This window comes from Streptomyces sp. NPDC060064, assembly GCF_042736455.1.
Classification (GTDB): Bacteria; Actinomycetota; Actinomycetes; order Streptomycetales; family Streptomycetaceae; genus Streptomyces.
Genome location: NZ_JBHWWF010000003.1, coordinates 264,633 through 280,676, shown reverse-complemented (window position 1 = coordinate 280,676; position 16,044 = coordinate 264,633). Strand labels below are relative to the sequence as shown.

Sequence of the window (16,044 nt, the reverse complement as noted above, 5' to 3'; positions counted from 1 at the left end):
GGGTGCGGGCGGACCGCCGCAGGGACGGTCCATGGGCCCGTTGCCTTCAGTCGGCGGCGGGGCCGCCGGGGGCCGTCGCCTCGACCTCGTCCAGGGAGGCCAGCAGGGCCTGGACGGGAATTCGGCCGCTCGTCACCAGTTGCGCACCGCTGCGCCGCATGGCTCGGGCGAAGGGTGCCGCCCAGAGGTTCTCGTACACCAGGATTCCGGCGGAGTTGCCCGGCTCCAGCGCGGTCGCGGCCTCGTCGAGATCGTCCTGGCCCAGCAGCCCGGACGAGGCACCCTCGAAGACCGTCAGGTCGAGCCCGTCCCCGAGATCCGTCAGTTCAAGTGCGGTAACCGAGCCGTCGCTGTCCTTGCGGATGAAGCGGAGGTCGAGGATGCGGATGATGCCGCGATCGACCAGATCGACGAGCAGGGGGAAGCCCTCGCCCGTCATACGGTTGCCGGGGAACTCGACGACCAGGTAGTCGACGGGGCCCATCTCTTCGATGTCGTCGCCCATGGCCACTCCTCACGAGCGCGTCGGGTACGGGCCTCGACCACCGCTCGTGTCCGGCGGCGCTCGCCGCGACAGACGGCGACGGAGCGGCCCTTTCAGGCCATTGCAACACCCGGCGGAAGGCTTCGCACTTCCTGAGACCTGGCGCCTGCCGCGTCAACTGGTCAGCTGGTAGATGCTCTTCCCGGTGAGCCACAGGCCGAGAAACAGACAGATGACCACGATCGCCGGCTCCTGGTGGCCTTCGAGCCAAGTGCGCAGTCTCATCAGCCGGGCCTGGGCCGCCTCCGGTGCGAACACCACATACAGCTCGGCGACCAGCAGACTCGAGGTGGCGAGGATGCAGAAGCCGAACAGCGCCAGATATGACGAGAAGTGCGACAGGTCGGCCTCGATGACCGTGGTCGCCCCCGCGGCGACGATGCCCCAGGGCTGTAGGAACACGGCAAGTCCCGCCGCCGCCCAAGCCGAGCTGCGGTCCATCCGGGAGGTCGTGGAAGGGGACGACGGGGAACGGGAAGACTTGCGAGGCGACTTGCGGGCGGACCCGGAGGCCCGCTTGTGAGCCTCTCCAAGCCGCCGTCGCCGGTGTTCGCCGTAGAGCACCAGCGAGAGGCCGATGGCGAGTTTGGCCGCGAGCCCCGCCGTGGACGGCGGAGATCTGGGCGGCGGGGGCTGTCCGCCGGTCAGCGCGAGGACCAGAGCGATCACACCGACGAGACAGGCCAGCCAGCCCAGGATGAAGGCCAGCCCCTTCCACGCACCCCTGGTGGACGACACCACCAGGACGAAAGCCATGATCGGCAGAGGGTCGAGCGTGATGGCCAGCGCGATGAGGAGCAGGTCGATGACCATGGCGACCCAATCGTGTGGCGACATCACGAGGCTATGCACAGGACGCGGAAGCGACACCTTTTGGTCACCGCGCTGCCGGCTTGCCGGAGATGCCGCCGCACACTCCGTCCCCCACCCTGGACGCAGGGAAGGAGCAGCGCCATGACGCATTCCGTACGGGTGCCGTGGAAGGCAGGGGGCCGTTCGCAGAGCCCGGGTGCCGTACCCGCCGGCTGATGCCTCCCAGTGAGCCCGAGGACCTCCGGGGGCGGCCGAGCAAGGGGACACACGCCGGGGAAGAGGGCGCGGCGGACCGCCGACCTGGCTCCGTCTTCCGGCCGTCCTGGTGGCAGGTCCGGTCCCGGAAGCTGGTCGCCACCGCGAAGTGGCTGCACACGCGGGCCGAGGCCCGCTTCCCGGTCATCTCGCATCTCGCCGCACGGATGGTGTCGGTGAACATCTTCGACTCCGCCACCCGGCTGGCGGCGCAGTGCTTTCTGACCGCGATCCCGCTGCTCTTCGTCGTCGGGTCCTTCGCCCCGGAGGCGGTGCGCAATCAGCTGATCAGCTCCGTGCGCGCGGTCTTCGGGCTCGGCGGCGCCGCGAACGACGAACTGGAGCAGGTGTATCGGTCCGGAAACGACAGTCTGCGCGAGGCCACCGGTGTAGTGGGCGCGCTCATGCTGCTGCTCGCCGCCACGGCCGTCAGCCGGGCGATGCAGCGGCTGTGCAAGCGGGCCTGGGAGATCCCCCGGGCGGGAACCGGGATCGCCGCCTGGCGGTGGCTGGCATGGATCGGGATCTGGCTGGCGGTTCTGATCGTGCAGGCACCGCTGCGCGACGGCTTCGGCGCCGGGCTGTGGCTGGGCATCCCGATCACGGTGCTGACCCAGACCGCGCTCTGGTGGTGGACCCAGCACCTGTTGCTGGGCGGCCTGATCCGCTGGCCGCCCCTGCTGCCCGGAGCCGTCATCACTGCGATCGCCGTGACCCTTCTGTCGGTCGGAGCGCGTTTCTACATGCCCCGGGCGCTCAATCGCGCCCTTTCCGAGTACGGGTCGGTCGGCTCGGTCTTCGTCCTGCTCTCGTGGCTGATCGTGGTCTGCGTGGCGATCGCCATCGGCATCTGCGCGGGAGCCGTCGCGGCCCAGGAACCGTTCCTGGCCCGTCACCTGGGCAGTCCACCTCCCACCTGGCAGAAGGCCGGAGGCACTTGACCCATGGCTTCTGCTCCCGGGGCAACCCTCGGGCCGGTCGTGCGGGCCCGGGCTGCGACGGCTTCGCCCGCGCAGCCCGGGCCCCCATTGAATGGACAGCCCGGCGGGTGCAGGGCGTTCACTGCACGATCCGAGCCTCCGTGTGCAGACCTGCCTTGTCGACGTCCGCGTGCACGGTGACGGTGCCGTCGGTCCAGCGGACCAGGACGTCGTTGCGGCGGGTGTCTGAGCCGAAGGCCCCGGCAGTGACGACGGCGGCGCGGGTCCACGGGGACTTCGGGGGTCGGATCGTGATCTCGCCGTGCATGCCGGCGGTGTCGACGCCCGGGTGGATGGTGGTTTCACCGTCCACCCAGCGCACAAGCAGGTCGCCGGTGTTCCTGCCGGTGAACTCCCCGGCGGTGATCTGTGCGGCGAGCGGCCACGTCTTGTCCGGCTTCACCAGGAAGGTGCCCTTGCTCACCGCTTTGCTGTCGACGTCGGCGTACATCCCGACGGAGCCGTTGGCCCAGACGACGGCCAGGTCGTCCCGCAGCGCACCCGGGGTGTGCCGGCCGACGGCGATGAGCCTGGCGTTCTGCCAGTTCTTGTGTTTGGCCAGAGTCTTCTCGTCGTGGAAGCCCGTCTTGTCGACGTGTCGGTACTCGCTCAGCTCACCGTCGCTCCAGCGCACCACGAGCCCGTCCGTGCCACTGCCGGTGAACCTGCCGCCGCTGATGGCCCGCGCGTTCTTCCAGATGCTTCCGGGAGCGGCGAGCCGGTGGGCGGCGGAGAACGGGCGCTTCGGGTCGCCGGCACCGCTGCCCTGGTAGAGAACGACCGACCCGTCGGCCCACACGACGAGCAGGTCGCCGCTCCCGTTGCCCGTGAAGTCCCCGGTGGCCAGCAGCCTGGCGTTCTGCCACTGCTCCCAGCCGCCCATCGCGAAGGGCAGGGCCGGCTGGACGTAGGGGCCGAAGTCGCTGTGACGGCCGTTGTCGGCATCGTCGTACAGCTGGAGGAAACGATCGCCGTACACCGGGCTGTAGGTGATGCGGTTGTACGCCGGGTGGGTGGCCGGTACGCCCGGTCCGCCGCCGTTCCAGCCGCCCACGTTGCCGATGATCTCGCCTGTGCCCTTGGCACGGTCGAGGGTGGAGAAGAACGGCCCGCCGGAGACGCCGTCCCACATGCCTGCGCAGTCGATGCGCATCTGGTGGAAGTCCGGGAGTGCCTGGGTGCGGCTGGTGCACTGGACGGGCCGGTCCTGCGGATTTCGGCCGACATTGGGATAGCCGATGGCGGTGACGGCGTTCTCCGATGTGGTGGGACGGGCCGGCGTGTTGCCGCCGACGGCGTCCTGCAGGTTCCTGGTGCCGTTGGGCTTGACCCGGGCGAACGCGTAGTCCAGGTCGGACTCCGGGCCTCTGCTGTTCTTCACGTATCGCTTGTCGGCGAACCATTCGTCAACCGGCCAGATGCCGTAAGGCTGCTGCGCGAGGCTCTTGACCGGGTCGTACTTCGGCACGAAGACGGCCTTGGTATTGAGGCAGTGACCTGCCGTCAGGATGAGGTTGCGTCCCTTGCTCTGCACCGTGCTGGCCGAGCAGTAGTGCGTCCGCATGTCGGCGCCGACGGTGAAGAGGATGCCGACGGAGGGGATGCCCGCAAACTGCTGCCCCACATCCGCTCGGGCGCGTGGTGACGTACCCCGCCCCGGCAGGCCGGCGCCGGGGCGGCCGGAAGGATCGGTGGCGGATGCGATGCGCTCCGGTGTCCAGAACTGCAGCGCCTCGGCTACCGACCAGCTGTCGTCGTCCGGCCGCGCCGGCGTGCCCGCCCGGTCCGCTGCCGCGGGTGAAGCACCGGGCGATGGACTCGTGGGTGCGGGTGACGGCCGGTCGGCCGCCATGGAGGCGGGGCTTGTGGCGACGGTGGCCAGGGCGCAGCACGCCAGGGAGACGGTGATGCGGGGCAGGGAAGGTATGCGCAAGGGGGGAACTCCATCAGGTGGGAGAGGTGCGGGCGATGGCACCGCGGGGGCGGAAACAGGCGCGAAGGGTCCGGGTGCGACGGCTGCGGAAGAGAGCGGTGACTGGAGGCAACGGCGGGCGGGGTCAGCCGACGAGCTGCACCTCGCTGTGCAGCCCGGCGGCGTCCACACCGGGGTGCAGGGTGAGTCTTCCGTCGTTCCAGCGGACGAGGACGTCGTTGGGCACCTTGTTGGCGGTGAAGGCCCCAATGGTCAGTACGGTGGCGTTGATCCAGGGGGATTTGGCGGGGCGGATCTTGGTCTCGCCGTGGAAGCCCTTGGTGTCGACGCCCGGGTAGATGGTGGTCTCGCCGTCCTTCCAGCGGACCAGCAGATCACTGGTCTTGCCGCCGGTGAACTCGCCCGCACTGATCTGGTCCGCATACGTCCAGGTCTTGTCCGCCTTGGCGAGCTGGACCTCCTTGCGGACAGCGTTGGTGTTGAGGTCGGGATAGAGGGAGACGGTCCCGTTGTTCCACACCACAAGCAGATCGTCCCGCAGAGTGCCGCCGTTGAAGCGGCCGGTGGTCACGAGCTTGGCGTTCTGCCACGCCGCCGTCTTCGCCAGCGTCTTCTCCTCGTGGAAGCCCTGCTGATCCACATGCGTGTACTGGGTCACCTCGCCGTCGACCCAGCGCACCACCAGACCATCGCTGCCACCGGCGGTGAAACTGCCACCGGAGATCGCCCTGGCGTGCTTCCACACACTGCCGGCCTTCGCCAACTCGTACTGCGCCGAGAACGGAACCCTGGCGTCATTGGCCTCAGCACCCTGGAACAGCGTCACCGAACCATCCACCCAGCGCACGACCAGGTCCATGTGCCGCTTGCCATTGGCGGAACCGCCCGTGAAGTACCCGGCGGCCAGGAGGTCGGCCTTCTTCCAGTCGGCGCGGGACAGCAGAGTGCGCAGGGCGGTCTGCCGGATCCAGTCGGCGATGTCGTCGACGCGGGAGCTGACGGCGCCCTTGCGGGTCTCTGCCCCGGCCCCGAGGCATCCTCCTTGCCAGGAGACGCTGTTGAGGGCGGCCAGTTCGACTTTGCCGTCGGCCTCGCGCAGTGCCGGGCCGCCGGTGTCGCCCTTGCAGATGGCCGCGCCGGCGGACGTGGGATCCAGGGCGACCGACGTCTCCCCCGCTGCCTGCACCGCAAAGGCCCCAGCGTGGGACCGGTTGGGCACCCACTCGTTCTTGGTGCGGCCGAAACCGACGGCCTTCAGTTCCTCACCCTGCTGCGGGGCGGCCGAACCGATCTGGACGGGGGCTACACCGGTGACAGGTGTGGCGAGCCTCGCCATGACGAGGTCCCGGTCGTCGCGCGGGACGAGTTCGACGACGTCGACAACGCTTCCACCGGTGGTCGTGAGGTCGGCGCGGCCGATGGTGGCGGTGGTCTTCAACTTGGGCACCCCGGCGGCCACCTTGATGCCCTGCGCCGGGTTGTCGGCGAAGCAGCTGGCCGCGGTGATCAGCCACTGCTGGTCGACCAGCGTGCCGGTGCAGCTGCGCTGTCCGTTGCCTATGTCGAGTTTCGCGGTGAAGGCGTACTGGCCGTCCTGGGGGCTGTCCCCTACAAGGGCGTGGGCGGGAGCGCCGGTCAGCACACCGGTGGTGACGGCGAGCGCGGAGAATACGGAGACAGCCGTGGCTCGTTGGCGTATGCCAGACATGTTCATTCCTTGCAGATCAGGTGCGGTGGGTACCCGGGGGCACGGCGCAGCCGCAGGCCGCGCAGTGTGCCAGGTCAGCCGGTCACCTTGAGTTCGACGAGCACGGCCGGAGCGGGGTTATTGCCTTCCCCTTGGCCGACGGGCTTGTAGTCGTCCTTCGGGACCTCGACGGTCGTGGTCTTCCCGTCCATCGTCAGACTGGCGCGCACAGCACGCTCCTCGGTCTGGATTGCGTGAACCTTGTTGACTTCCAGGGTGAGGTTTCCGGTCTTCCCGGTGACGCGGAAGCAGTACTTGCCTTCCGCGTTCTGCAGCGTCCAGACCTGGATCTGGTGCGGAGCGCTGCACTCCGTCAGCATGATGTGGCCATCGCCCTTCCGCAGGACGATGCCCCTGTCAGCGAGGATCCTGTCTGCATCCGGATAGGCGAAGTCCTCGATGGCATACGAGGGTACGGCTTCGCCGGCACTCGCCGCGGCAGTGGTCGTCGCCCTGGTCTGAGGGGCGGCGGATGCGACGGCGAGAGTACAAGCGCCTCCGAACGCTGTGACGGTGCCCACAACACCGGCAAGCAGCATTCCACGCGCGCGAAATTTCACCAGAACTTCCTTCCGAAAGGTGCGGCGCGTAAGGGCAGCCGCAAAGAAGACCCATTCCCCCAGGGCCTTCACGGAACTTATCACCCATCCATCCGAAACCTTCACTCATTACTCTCCATAACGAATCGACAACATTGCCGCTGCCGGCGAAACGTGAATGCTCTCGGCGACGTCGCGCGGAATCTCTTGTTCCATTTTTTTGCGTTCGGGAGAGCGGGGCTACAAGGCTATGCTCGGTCGGCCGATATGCGGCGAACCCGCCATGACCAGGCGGGTTTTCTTGAACAGGGAACAAAAATACGTGAATAGAGCTGGGGGAAGGTGGGCCCGTGGCATACGGCTGGTATGCCTCGGCGCCCTGTCGCTCACACTGACCGCGGGGGTGCTCGGGGCGGGTCCTGCGCAAGCGGAAGACTCCGGGGCCAATGGCCCGGTTCCGCTGAGCGAGCGCGGTCGGGTGGTGCAGATATGGCAGCAGGGGGGACCGGCTGTCAAAGCCGCGGCCGAACTCGCGCTGCAGGGATCGGACGCGGATGTGCAGCTTTTCCTGACCAAGGAAAAGGCTGTCGCCGAGCGTCATGACGATCAGCTGTTGTTCTCGCAGCTGTACTCGGTCAGTGGTCCGAGTGTGCGTGAGGCGGCGCTGAAGGCACTGGAAAGCAACGATCCGGATGTCCTGAACGCTTTTCTGAAGGACGGCTGGAAAGCACCGCTGGAGAAGGACCGGCAGCTCCGGGTTTCGCAGGTCATCAGCGAAGGCGGCAGCAGCGTCAAGGAAGCCGGCGTGGCCGCCCTGGACGGCGGCCCGGAAAAGGTGCAGGAGTTCCTCGAACGGGGACAGTATCCGGCGCGTGAGGCCGATGACCGGGTCGCGCTGTCCCGGATCGTCAGCACCGGAGGCCCGGCCACCAAAGCCGCAGCCATCGCCGCGGTCAACGGCACGATCGACGATGTCCGGGAGTTCCTCGAGGTCGGGCAGTACATCGCCCAGGCCCGGGACCAGGAACGCGCGACCGTCGCTCAGCTGGCCGAGCGGGCCAAGGCAGCAGGCACACAGGCCAAGCGCCAGACCGATGCCGCCAAGGAGGCCTCCGCACGCGCGGTAAAGGCATCCGAACTGGCCAAGAAGGCCGCCGAAGAGGCGGCGAAGGAAACCGAGGACGCCCGCAAGGACTCCAAGCGCGCCGCGAACGCGGCCGCTCAGGCGGCCCGGGCAGCCCGGGGCGCCGCCGCTGCCGCCCAGCAGGCCATCGACGCGGCACGTGCCGCCAACGCCTCCGCCCGCATCGCTGCCACCGCCGCCTCCCAGGCCGCAGCCGCCGCGGCGGGCGCGGCCGATGCCGCGGCCCGGGCACAGAGTGCCGCCTCAGCGGCCGCTACCGACGCCGGCCAGGCGTCCGCAGCGCGCAAGGTCGCGGAGGAGGCCCGCGCGGTGGCGAAGGAGGCCCGTCAGGCCGCTGCTGCCGCCACCGCCGCCGGTGCGGCTGCCACCGCCGCCGGTGTTGCGGCCGAGTCGGCCGGCAGTGCGGGCAGGAACGCCGGCGCCGCCGCCGCCGAGGCCGGCCGGGCCAGCGGCCTGGCTTCCGCCGCCGGAGCCCACTCCGCCGAGGCTGATGCCGCCGCCGCCACCGCGCGTCGGCAAGCAGCCGAGGCCACCCGCGCGGCCGGTGTGTCGCAAGCGCTCGCCAAGGAGTCGGCAACCGCCGCCTACGCGGCGCGGGATGCCGCCAACGATGCGGCGGACCACGCCGAGCGAGCGGCGAAGGCAGCGGAGGAAGCGGCCAAGCAGGCCGGCAAGTCGGCCCAGGCCGCGAAGGAATCCGCCATCCACGCCGCCAATGCGAAGAAGGCCGCGGACGCTGCCACCGACGCCGTCAGCAAGGCCCGCGCCACCTTCGACCTGACCCGCCGCAGTGAAGCCGAGGAGCTGACCGCACGTACTGCGGCCGCGACGGAGGCGGCCAAGGAACTCAAAGCCGCCGACGACCTCAAGCGGGCCGGGGCCGAGAAGGCTGCCAAGGCGGCCGCCGCTCTCGACACCGACATGGCGCAGTTGGGCACACAGGCCGGTCAGCCGGGGTCCGATACCGCACAGATCGCCGGCAAGGGGCGAACGGCCGCCCTCGCCGTGATGAAGACCCGCGGACCGTGGAGCAGCTCCGCCGCCTCGGTGGCCCTGGCCGGCTCCGACACGGATGTCGTCGAGTACGTACGCAGCGGCTGGAAGGAAGCAGCCGAGCAGGACGAACGGGCCCGGGCCGAGCGGCTCGCGGACGACGCCGACTCCCCGGCCGTGCGCCAGGCGGCGGAGAAGGCACTGAGCGGCGACGCCCAGCAGATCCACACGTTCCTGACCACCGGTCAGCACGAGGCGGCCTCCAACGACTACCGGCTGCGCATCTCCCAGGTCGTCAGCGCCGGTGGACCCGCAACCAAGGAAGCCGCCGTAGCCGCCCTCGACGGCGGCACGGACGCGATGCGCGCCTTCCTCACCACCGGCCAGTACACCGCCCGCACCAACGACGAACATCTGCGTGCCTCCCAGCTCATCAGCACCGGCGGCCCGGAACTCAAGGCCGCCGCACGCGTCGCCATCGAAGGGCCCCCGCAGCTACTGCACCAGTTCATCGAAGTCGGCCAGTACCGGGCCAAGCGGAAGGACGCCCTGGCCGCCACACACATCGCCGACATCCAGCGACTGATCTCCGGGGCCGCCGTCATCGCCGCCCGCGCCCAGCAGAACGCCGCCGAGGCCAATCGGGCTGCCGCCCTCGCCAACAAGAAGGCAGGAGAAGCCAAAACCTGGGCCGACAAGGCCGGCCAGTCCGCCGCGGACGCCAAGAAATACGAGGCCGAAGCGAGCAAATCGGCGACAGAAGCCGAAACCTCCGCCACCCAGGCCCGCGAGTCAGCCAAAGCCGCCCGCAAAGCACAGACCGACGCCATCCGGGCCTCAACGGAAGCCCTCGGCTCCGCTGCCCGTGCGCAGCGTTCGGCCGATGAGGCACAAGACTCGGCGGACGAAGCCTGGACCGCAGCTCACCAGGCACGCACCTCCGCCACGACTGCCGGGAAGGACGCGGCAGCCGCCGACAAGGCGGCGAGGGACGCCTTCGCGACAGCCGTCGTCAAGCAGCGGGAGGAGGATGAGAAATGGCGCAAGCTGCAGGAAGCCTGGAAGAAGAAGTACGCGGAAGCCGAAGAGGAGGACGACAGCTGGGTACCCGACTGGCTGAGTGAAGCGGGCGACACGGCCCTTGTGTACGGCGAAGCGATCTTCACCAACCCCGATGTCTGGGCAGGGGCGGCTGAATCCGCCCTTGGCGTCGTGATGATGGGAGGCGGGGCCGGAGAGGGCCTCGCCGGCGGTGCCGTCTGCCTCACCGGAATCGGCTGCCTCGCAGGCGCCCCAGCCATCGTGATGAGCGCCGGACTTATCGTCGGCGGCGCCTACACCGCAACTGACGGCATCGACCGCTTCAGCGACGGCCTCGGAACAGCATTGCGCGAGGCCCAGGGCAGGAGGGGGAGCGGTGGCTCCCAGCCCCAGGAGACCCCGAATGTCATCCATGACAACGTCAAGGACATCGTGGAGAACGGGCGCGCCAACCGGCCCAAGCGCGACGGAAGTCCGGACAAATACGAGCGGCGGAAGAATACCTCGGAAAGGGTATGGAGGAAATGGGGCGACGCAGACATCTATGATGTTCACGGAGCCGACGACCCGAACCGGTACAGGATCCTCGTGAATAAGTACGGGGACATCGGCTGGGTCGACAACCACAACTACACCAAGGTCACTGAGTACAGGCCCAAGGGGTAGTTCTCGAGGACCGAGAAGTGCGCATCCGGCCGGTGGGACTGCGGCCCCACCGGCCGATCGGGAATTCAGGGGTGGAATGCACGTCGTAGAGGGGCGCTGGGCCTGGGGTCGCAGCTTTCCGTTGAAGTACGTCCTGATGGCCGAGGACGGCAGGGGGGACGAGTACCTGTGGGGGCGGTGTGCTGATGCAGAGGGATTGTTCGCGGACCCTGTGCCGCCTCAGCGGGAACGCCTGACCTTCCGAGCGTGCACACCGCTCGGCCCGCTTGTTGCTGCGGTCGGTTCTCCTGGCGGTGAGGGAGCGCGGCTCGGTGACCTGTGCCTCGAGGTCTGGAACGACGAGCGTCCGCTGGAATGGTGGGGTCTGACGGACGCCGTCGTCGTGGCCGTCCACCCCAGCGAACACGAACCTTCTCTCATCGATATCGTCCTCGAGGCCGGGGTGGAGGAGCCGGAATCGGGTCGCGTCGTTCCATCCGCGTCCGCTCATTACATGCTGTTCAGAGGTGACGACTCCCTCATCGGTTCCTGTCGCGAAGTCGATGGCCTTTCTGCCGAGAGGTCCGGGCCTATGTCCGTCCCCGTGACCGTCACCGGCTGCGAATCGACGGACCGGCTGTTCACAGCACTGGGCGAGCCCGGCAAGCCGGGGCGGTTGGAGCTCTGGGCACTGGATCGCACGGGCCGTCCGATGGCTAAGCTTCCTCTCGCGCCGGGCGCTGTCACGCGTGCATCATCCCTCGGTCACGATCTCATCGACCTTGACTTCAATGAGGGCCTCTACGAGCCGATGCCGCTGCACGACCGCCCGGTCTGGGATGTTTGGTACCAGGGGGTCCCTACGACGCCCAACCAGTGGGCTCCCTTCGGGTCGGAGAACAGAGCCGCGTGGCTCGGGATGGCGTTCAACAACAGGCGCACCAGCGGGGACGACCAGTCAGGTGGCACCTACCACCTCGACGGCAGATTCGTCACGGACAAGCCCGGTCTGCACTGTGCCATGGGCGAGGCGATCTTCGGGCCCGGTGGATACTTCGGCCGGGACTGGCAGGGCTTCAGCGACTGTCTCTCCGGCGGGTTCGGAGTGTCGACGCCGTTCACCCTGGTGTGGCGCAACGCTGAGACCGCCCGTCGGGCCCTGGCTGACGTCATGGACAACCCGGGGCGACAGATCTCGTACTTCGAGGAGATCGTGGAACTCCTTGAGCGCTATGGCGTCGCTGTCGTCCTTGAGTGAGATTCGGCGAACTGGTACGCGCCCGAACGCGTACCTGCCGCCCGGTTTTCGATACGAAAACCGGGCGGCAGGGCGTAGGGGCGCGGGCTGCGACCGCTGCCGGTGTTGCGGCCGAGTCGTCCAGCTGCGCGGGCAGGCCGCTGGACAAGTTCCGCGCCGAAGGCGACCGGGCGGCGCGCGGGTAATCCGCTGCCGGCGGGTGAGCATTCATTTGATCGGACGCAGCATTTCCGGACCGTACAGCGCCTGCCCCTGCCGCTCAGCGGTGGCACGCGCTTGCTGTACGAACCGATGCAGGTACTGCACAGCCTGCGGACCCCCTGGCCAACCCAAGAAACAGAAGACAGCCACCGACCTGACGAAGCGCTCCTAGGCCTGGGCGATCAGGCGGTCCACCGCTGCCGTGCCCGAGGTGTACCCGGCGGCAGTCTCCCCGTACTCGGCGGGCATGGGAACAGCGGCGGGCATGGCGCCGGCAGGCGGCAAGTTCTGCTGCCGGGCCGCCGGGGCCAGGCCCCGGGCGGCGACCGGCTGCTGGGCCAGAGCGAGCATCGGTGTCTGCTGCATCGGCGTCTGCCTCATCGGTCTCTGCTGCTGCGGCGCGGGCGCCTGGGCCAGCATCGGTGCCATCGGCTGCGGGGGCGGTTCGGCCACCTGGGTGCGCTGTCCGTACAACACCTGCTCCATCGCCGATATCAGCCGGATCACGTCCTGATGCGGACGCACCACCAGGCGCAGGAAGCGGCTCGAGCTGCCGACCTTGTTACTGCACTCGCGCACCAATACGCCGTGTTCGGCGAGCAGCCGGTCCCGCAGGACCGCCCCGTCCACCCCCTCCGGCAGGCGGACATAGAGGAAGTTCCCCTGCGAGGGGTAGATGGTGAGGCCCGGCAGCTGAGAGAGGCGCCAGGTCATCTCCTGCCGGTCGCGCCGGGCCTGCTGGAGGCTCTCGGCGTACTCCTGGCGGTGCTCCTTCAGCATGAACACCACTGTTTCGGCGAAGGAGTTGAGGTTCCACTTCGGCAGTGCGGCCCGCACCTTCGCGGCGAGGCTGGGATTCGACACGAGGTAGCCGAAGCGCACGCCGTGCAGCCCGAAGTTCTTGCCCAGGCTGCGCAGCACGATCACGTTCGTCCGCAGTACGGCCTCCGCCGCGACGCTCGGCTCCGGTTCGGCGTCCGCGAATTCGAGGAAGGACTCGTCGACGACGACCAGGTCCAGGTCCTGGAGGGAGTCGAGCATGGCGAGGAGCTGCTGTTTGGGGAGGTAACCGCCATCGGGGTTGTTGGGGTTGCAGATGACCGCCGCGCGGGAGCCGCGGCTGCGGATGAACTGCACGAAGGACTCCGGGTCGAGGCCGAAACCGCGTGCCTCCGGCAGCAGGAGCATGTCGACACGCTTGCCGGTCTCCATCGGCTGGTCGGTCCACCGTCCGAAGGTGGGGACGGGGACCGCCAGCGACTCCTTGACCAGCAAATGGTCGATCCAGGTGATCAGTTCGGTGGAGCCGTTGCCCATGGCGACGGTCTGCGGGTTGAGGCCGAGCACCTGGCACAGCTCGGCGGTGATGGTGTCCGCACTGCTCGGGTAGTACGTCAGGATCTCGCGTAGGCGGTCACCGAGCTGATCGAACATCACTGGGGTGGGAAAGTACGGATTGCAGGGGATGCAGAAGTCCGTGATCTCGCCGCCCTCACCGCCGGCTGCCCTGTTCAGGGTGAAGTACGAAGGGCTGTGCGCGGTGGACGCGCGGAAGAGTGCGGTGACATTGCTGCCGGCCATAGATCTGCCTCCCCTGCCGGAACGGCCCATGCGGAAGCACATGAGCCGCCCAGGTATACGGAAGGGGATGGGACGGCGTTCAACGGCTGGGGCGTGCGGGACACCCCCGGGGCTGATCAGCCGGCCTTCTCGGGGCCCGTCGTGCGGTGGACAACGTCCGGCTGTCGGCCGAAGTAGTAGGCGCCGGTGCTTCACACCTGGGCCATGCCGCCGTCCACAAAGAGCTCCACGCCGGTGATGAAGCTCGACGCATCGCTGGAGAGGAACACCGCGGCCTTGCCCATCTCGCGGGGATGCGCGATCCGCCCGGTCGGGTTGCCCTCCCCCATGGTCTTGATCGCGGCGTCCACCTGATCGGCTCCCTGCGCCATCCCCAGTGCGCGCCTGAGGGACTCGGTGTCGACCGCCCCGGGGCTGAGGACGTTCATCCGGATGCCCGACCCCTTGATGTCCTGGATCCAGGACCGGATGAAACCGCGCACCGCGGCCTTCGCGCCGCCGTACATGCTCATCCCGCGCGGAGGCTGGATGGAAGCCGTCGATCCGATGATGACGACCGTTCCGCCGGACGGCAGCAGGGGCAGTGCCGGCTGGACGGTGAACAGGACGCCCTTCGCATTGACGTTGAAGGTCCGGTCGAACTGCTCCTCCGTGATCGAGCCGAGCGGGGCGTGAGCGCCGATGCCGGCGTTGGCCACGACCGCGTCCAGCCGTCCGTACCGTGTCTTGACCTCCCGGTACATCATCTCCATGGACGCGAGATTCGTGACATCCGCGACGATGCCGGAGCAGTTCGGTCCGATCACCGCGACTGCTTCGTCCAGCTGTGCCTGCTGGAGATCGGTGATGACCACGCGGGCGCCCTGGTCAACGAACTCCTGGGCGATACCCAGGCCGACCCCCGACGCGCCGCCGGTGACAACGGCGACCTTTCCTTCGAGCGAGAGATTCATTTTCTTCTCCTATGACGTTCTTGGTTTCCCGCGCAGAGCTCCGCTGTGGGTACAACGCGGCGGCGGGGAGATATGGGGCGAGAGCGCCCTTCCCCTTCCGGGAAGCGAATGCGGGCAGCAGATGCCCTACAGTGGAAGTGGAGGCGCCGCCACTTCATTGACTATAAGCGGATGCGCCTCCACTTAGCAACCCGGGACGACAGGAGACCGCCGATGACCAGAGAGACAGGGCGCCCGCTGCGCGCCGACGCGCAGCGCAACCGGGACAAGATCCTCTCCGCTGCGGTGCGCGTCTTCGCCGAGCAGGGACTGGACGCACACCTGGAGCGCATCGCCAAGGAAGCCGGCGTAGGCACCGGGACCCTCTACCGGAACTTTCCGACCCGGGAGATCCTGATCGAGGCCGCGTACCGCAACGAGCTGAGCCGGCTGTGCGACGCCGCCCCCGACCTTCTGGCCACGATGGAGCCGCGTGAGGCGCTGCGCGCCTGGATGGGCCGCTTCATCGACTACGCGACCGCCAAACTGGGCATGGCCGATGCCCTGCGGGCCCTCGTCGAGTCGGGCGTCAACCCCTACGCCCAAAGCCACGAGATGATGCTGTCCGCCCTGGCCTCTCTCCTGAACGCCGGCGTAAGCGCCGGCACCATCCGGTCGGACATCAGCGCGACCGACATGTTCGCCGGCCTCACCGGCATTGCTCTGGCCTCCGGAAAACCCGAACAGCGCGAGCAGGCCGACCGTCTCCTCGACCTCATCCTGGAGGGACTGAGCACCGACCGGCACTGACGCGGCGACTGTCCTGACACCCTGTCAATTCACAGGAGGACAGCGCTGAAGCGTGCTCTTCCACGGCGCGGAGAGACCGGATCTCGAACCAATCGACCTTGGTCGGACGGCAGTTCGAGATCCGGACACTCCTCAGAGAGCGCCGAGCCGCTCCAGCGGGAACGGCGGCTGGGCCAGCGGGCGCACCGCGAGCCGGGTCAGCGGCAGGGCATTGTCGTCACCCGCCGTGCGGTTGGCGTGGAGCACCCCGCAGCCGGTGCAGCGGTGGACGAGCACCCACTCGCCGTCGCCGCGGACGGAGATGGCGAGAGGTTCCATCCGGGCTCCGCAGTCGGCAGCCCGGTCGCCGGGGGTGTCGTCGAGATGACGGCTCCACAGGCAGTTGGGGCAGTGATTGCGGTGACCGGTACCGGCTGCGGTCATCGATACGTCGAGACCGCAGTGGAGGCAGCGGAAGGACTGGGCACGCGCTTCGGTGCGGGCGCGTCTGGAGGTGTTGCCCGGGGTGTTGCGTGAGGCATTGCCCGGGGTCTTGCGTGAGGTGCTGCGGGACATCGTGGACACGACTCCTGGTGTGATGCGCGGGATGGGCGTCAGCTCTGAACGCCGTCTCGCATCAAGGGAGTTC

Annotated in this window: 12 protein-coding genes; 4 read left to right on the top strand and 8 right to left on the bottom strand. The window is 68.5% G+C overall.

The features are described from left to right. Window positions 1-46 precede the first annotated feature (46 nt). Together ACFWDI_RS05575 and ACFWDI_RS05570 are read right to left on the bottom strand one after the other, a co-directional pair. Window positions 47-505: a DUF6325 family protein gene (locus tag ACFWDI_RS05575; RefSeq protein ID WP_385301486.1), complete on the bottom strand. Its 459-nt coding sequence runs from the start codon at window positions 503-505 to the stop codon at window positions 47-49. 153 nt (window positions 506-658) lie between these two features. Next, window positions 659-1,357: a GAP family protein gene (locus tag ACFWDI_RS05570; RefSeq protein WP_385301638.1), complete on the bottom strand. Its 699-nt coding sequence runs from the start codon at window positions 1,355-1,357 to the stop codon at window positions 659-661. Window positions 1,358-1,572: 215 nt separating this feature from the next. Between ACFWDI_RS05570 and ACFWDI_RS05565 the strand changes: the two genes are divergently transcribed. Then, window positions 1,573-2,553 carry a YhjD/YihY/BrkB family envelope integrity protein gene (locus ACFWDI_RS05565; protein ID WP_385301485.1) on the top strand — a complete coding sequence of 327 codons (981 nt, stop codon included), beginning with the start codon at window positions 1,573-1,575 and terminating at the stop codon, window positions 2,551-2,553. A 118-nt stretch (window positions 2,554-2,671) separates the two neighbouring features. Here the strand turns inward: ACFWDI_RS05565 and ACFWDI_RS05560 are convergent, their stop codons facing one another. The 3 genes from ACFWDI_RS05560 to ACFWDI_RS05550 form a co-directional block, all read right to left on the bottom strand. Continuing rightward, entirely contained in the window at window positions 2,672-4,525 is a 1,854-nt protein-coding gene (locus ACFWDI_RS05560) for a trypsin-like serine peptidase (RefSeq protein WP_385301483.1), read from the bottom strand. Between the two features lie 124 nt (window positions 4,526-4,649). After that, complete coding sequence (locus ACFWDI_RS05555; RefSeq protein ID WP_385301482.1) at window positions 4,650-6,233, bottom strand: S1 family peptidase; 1,584 nt, start codon at window positions 6,231-6,233, stop codon at window positions 4,650-4,652. A 74-nt stretch (window positions 6,234-6,307) separates the two neighbouring features. Beyond that, complete coding sequence (locus tag ACFWDI_RS05550) at window positions 6,308-6,937, bottom strand: hypothetical protein (RefSeq protein WP_385301481.1); 630 nt, start codon at window positions 6,935-6,937, stop codon at window positions 6,308-6,310. A 52-nt stretch (window positions 6,938-6,989) separates the two neighbouring features. Here ACFWDI_RS05550 and ACFWDI_RS05545 point away from each other — a divergent pair, with 52 nt between their 5' ends. Together ACFWDI_RS05545 and ACFWDI_RS05540 are read left to right on the top strand one after the other, a co-directional pair. Beyond that, window positions 6,990-10,655, top strand: a complete 3,666-nt coding sequence (locus tag ACFWDI_RS05545; RefSeq protein WP_385301480.1) for a chemotaxis protein — start codon at window positions 6,990-6,992, stop codon at window positions 10,653-10,655. Window positions 10,656-10,776: 121 nt separating this feature from the next. Then, window positions 10,777-11,892 carry a barstar family protein gene (locus ACFWDI_RS05540; protein WP_385301479.1) on the top strand — a complete coding sequence of 372 codons (1,116 nt, stop codon included), beginning with the start codon at window positions 10,777-10,779 and terminating at the stop codon, window positions 11,890-11,892. Window positions 11,893-12,261: 369 nt separating this feature from the next. Here ACFWDI_RS05540 and ACFWDI_RS05535 read toward each other — a convergent pair whose 3' ends face one another. Together ACFWDI_RS05535 and ACFWDI_RS05530 are read right to left on the bottom strand one after the other, a co-directional pair. Continuing rightward, complete coding sequence (locus ACFWDI_RS05535) at window positions 12,262-13,674, bottom strand: aminotransferase class I/II-fold pyridoxal phosphate-dependent enzyme (protein ID WP_385301478.1); 1,413 nt, start codon at window positions 13,672-13,674, stop codon at window positions 12,262-12,264. A 191-nt stretch (window positions 13,675-13,865) separates the two neighbouring features. Beyond that, the gene (locus tag ACFWDI_RS05530) at window positions 13,866-14,627 is read right to left on the bottom strand and encodes an SDR family NAD(P)-dependent oxidoreductase (protein WP_385301477.1); all 762 of its coding nucleotides are present in this window, start codon (window positions 14,625-14,627) and stop codon (window positions 13,866-13,868) included. A gap of 213 nt (window positions 14,628-14,840) precedes the next feature. Between ACFWDI_RS05530 and ACFWDI_RS05525 the strand changes: the two genes are divergently transcribed. Next, window positions 14,841-15,416 carry a TetR/AcrR family transcriptional regulator gene (locus tag ACFWDI_RS05525; protein WP_385301476.1) on the top strand — a complete coding sequence of 192 codons (576 nt, stop codon included), beginning with the start codon at window positions 14,841-14,843 and terminating at the stop codon, window positions 15,414-15,416. Window positions 15,417-15,548: 132 nt separating this feature from the next. Here the strand turns inward: ACFWDI_RS05525 and ACFWDI_RS05520 are convergent, their stop codons facing one another. Further along, the gene (locus tag ACFWDI_RS05520; RefSeq protein WP_385301475.1) at window positions 15,549-15,971 is read right to left on the bottom strand and encodes an RNHCP domain-containing protein; all 423 of its coding nucleotides are present in this window, start codon (window positions 15,969-15,971) and stop codon (window positions 15,549-15,551) included. Window positions 15,972-16,044: the final 73 nt, after the last annotated feature.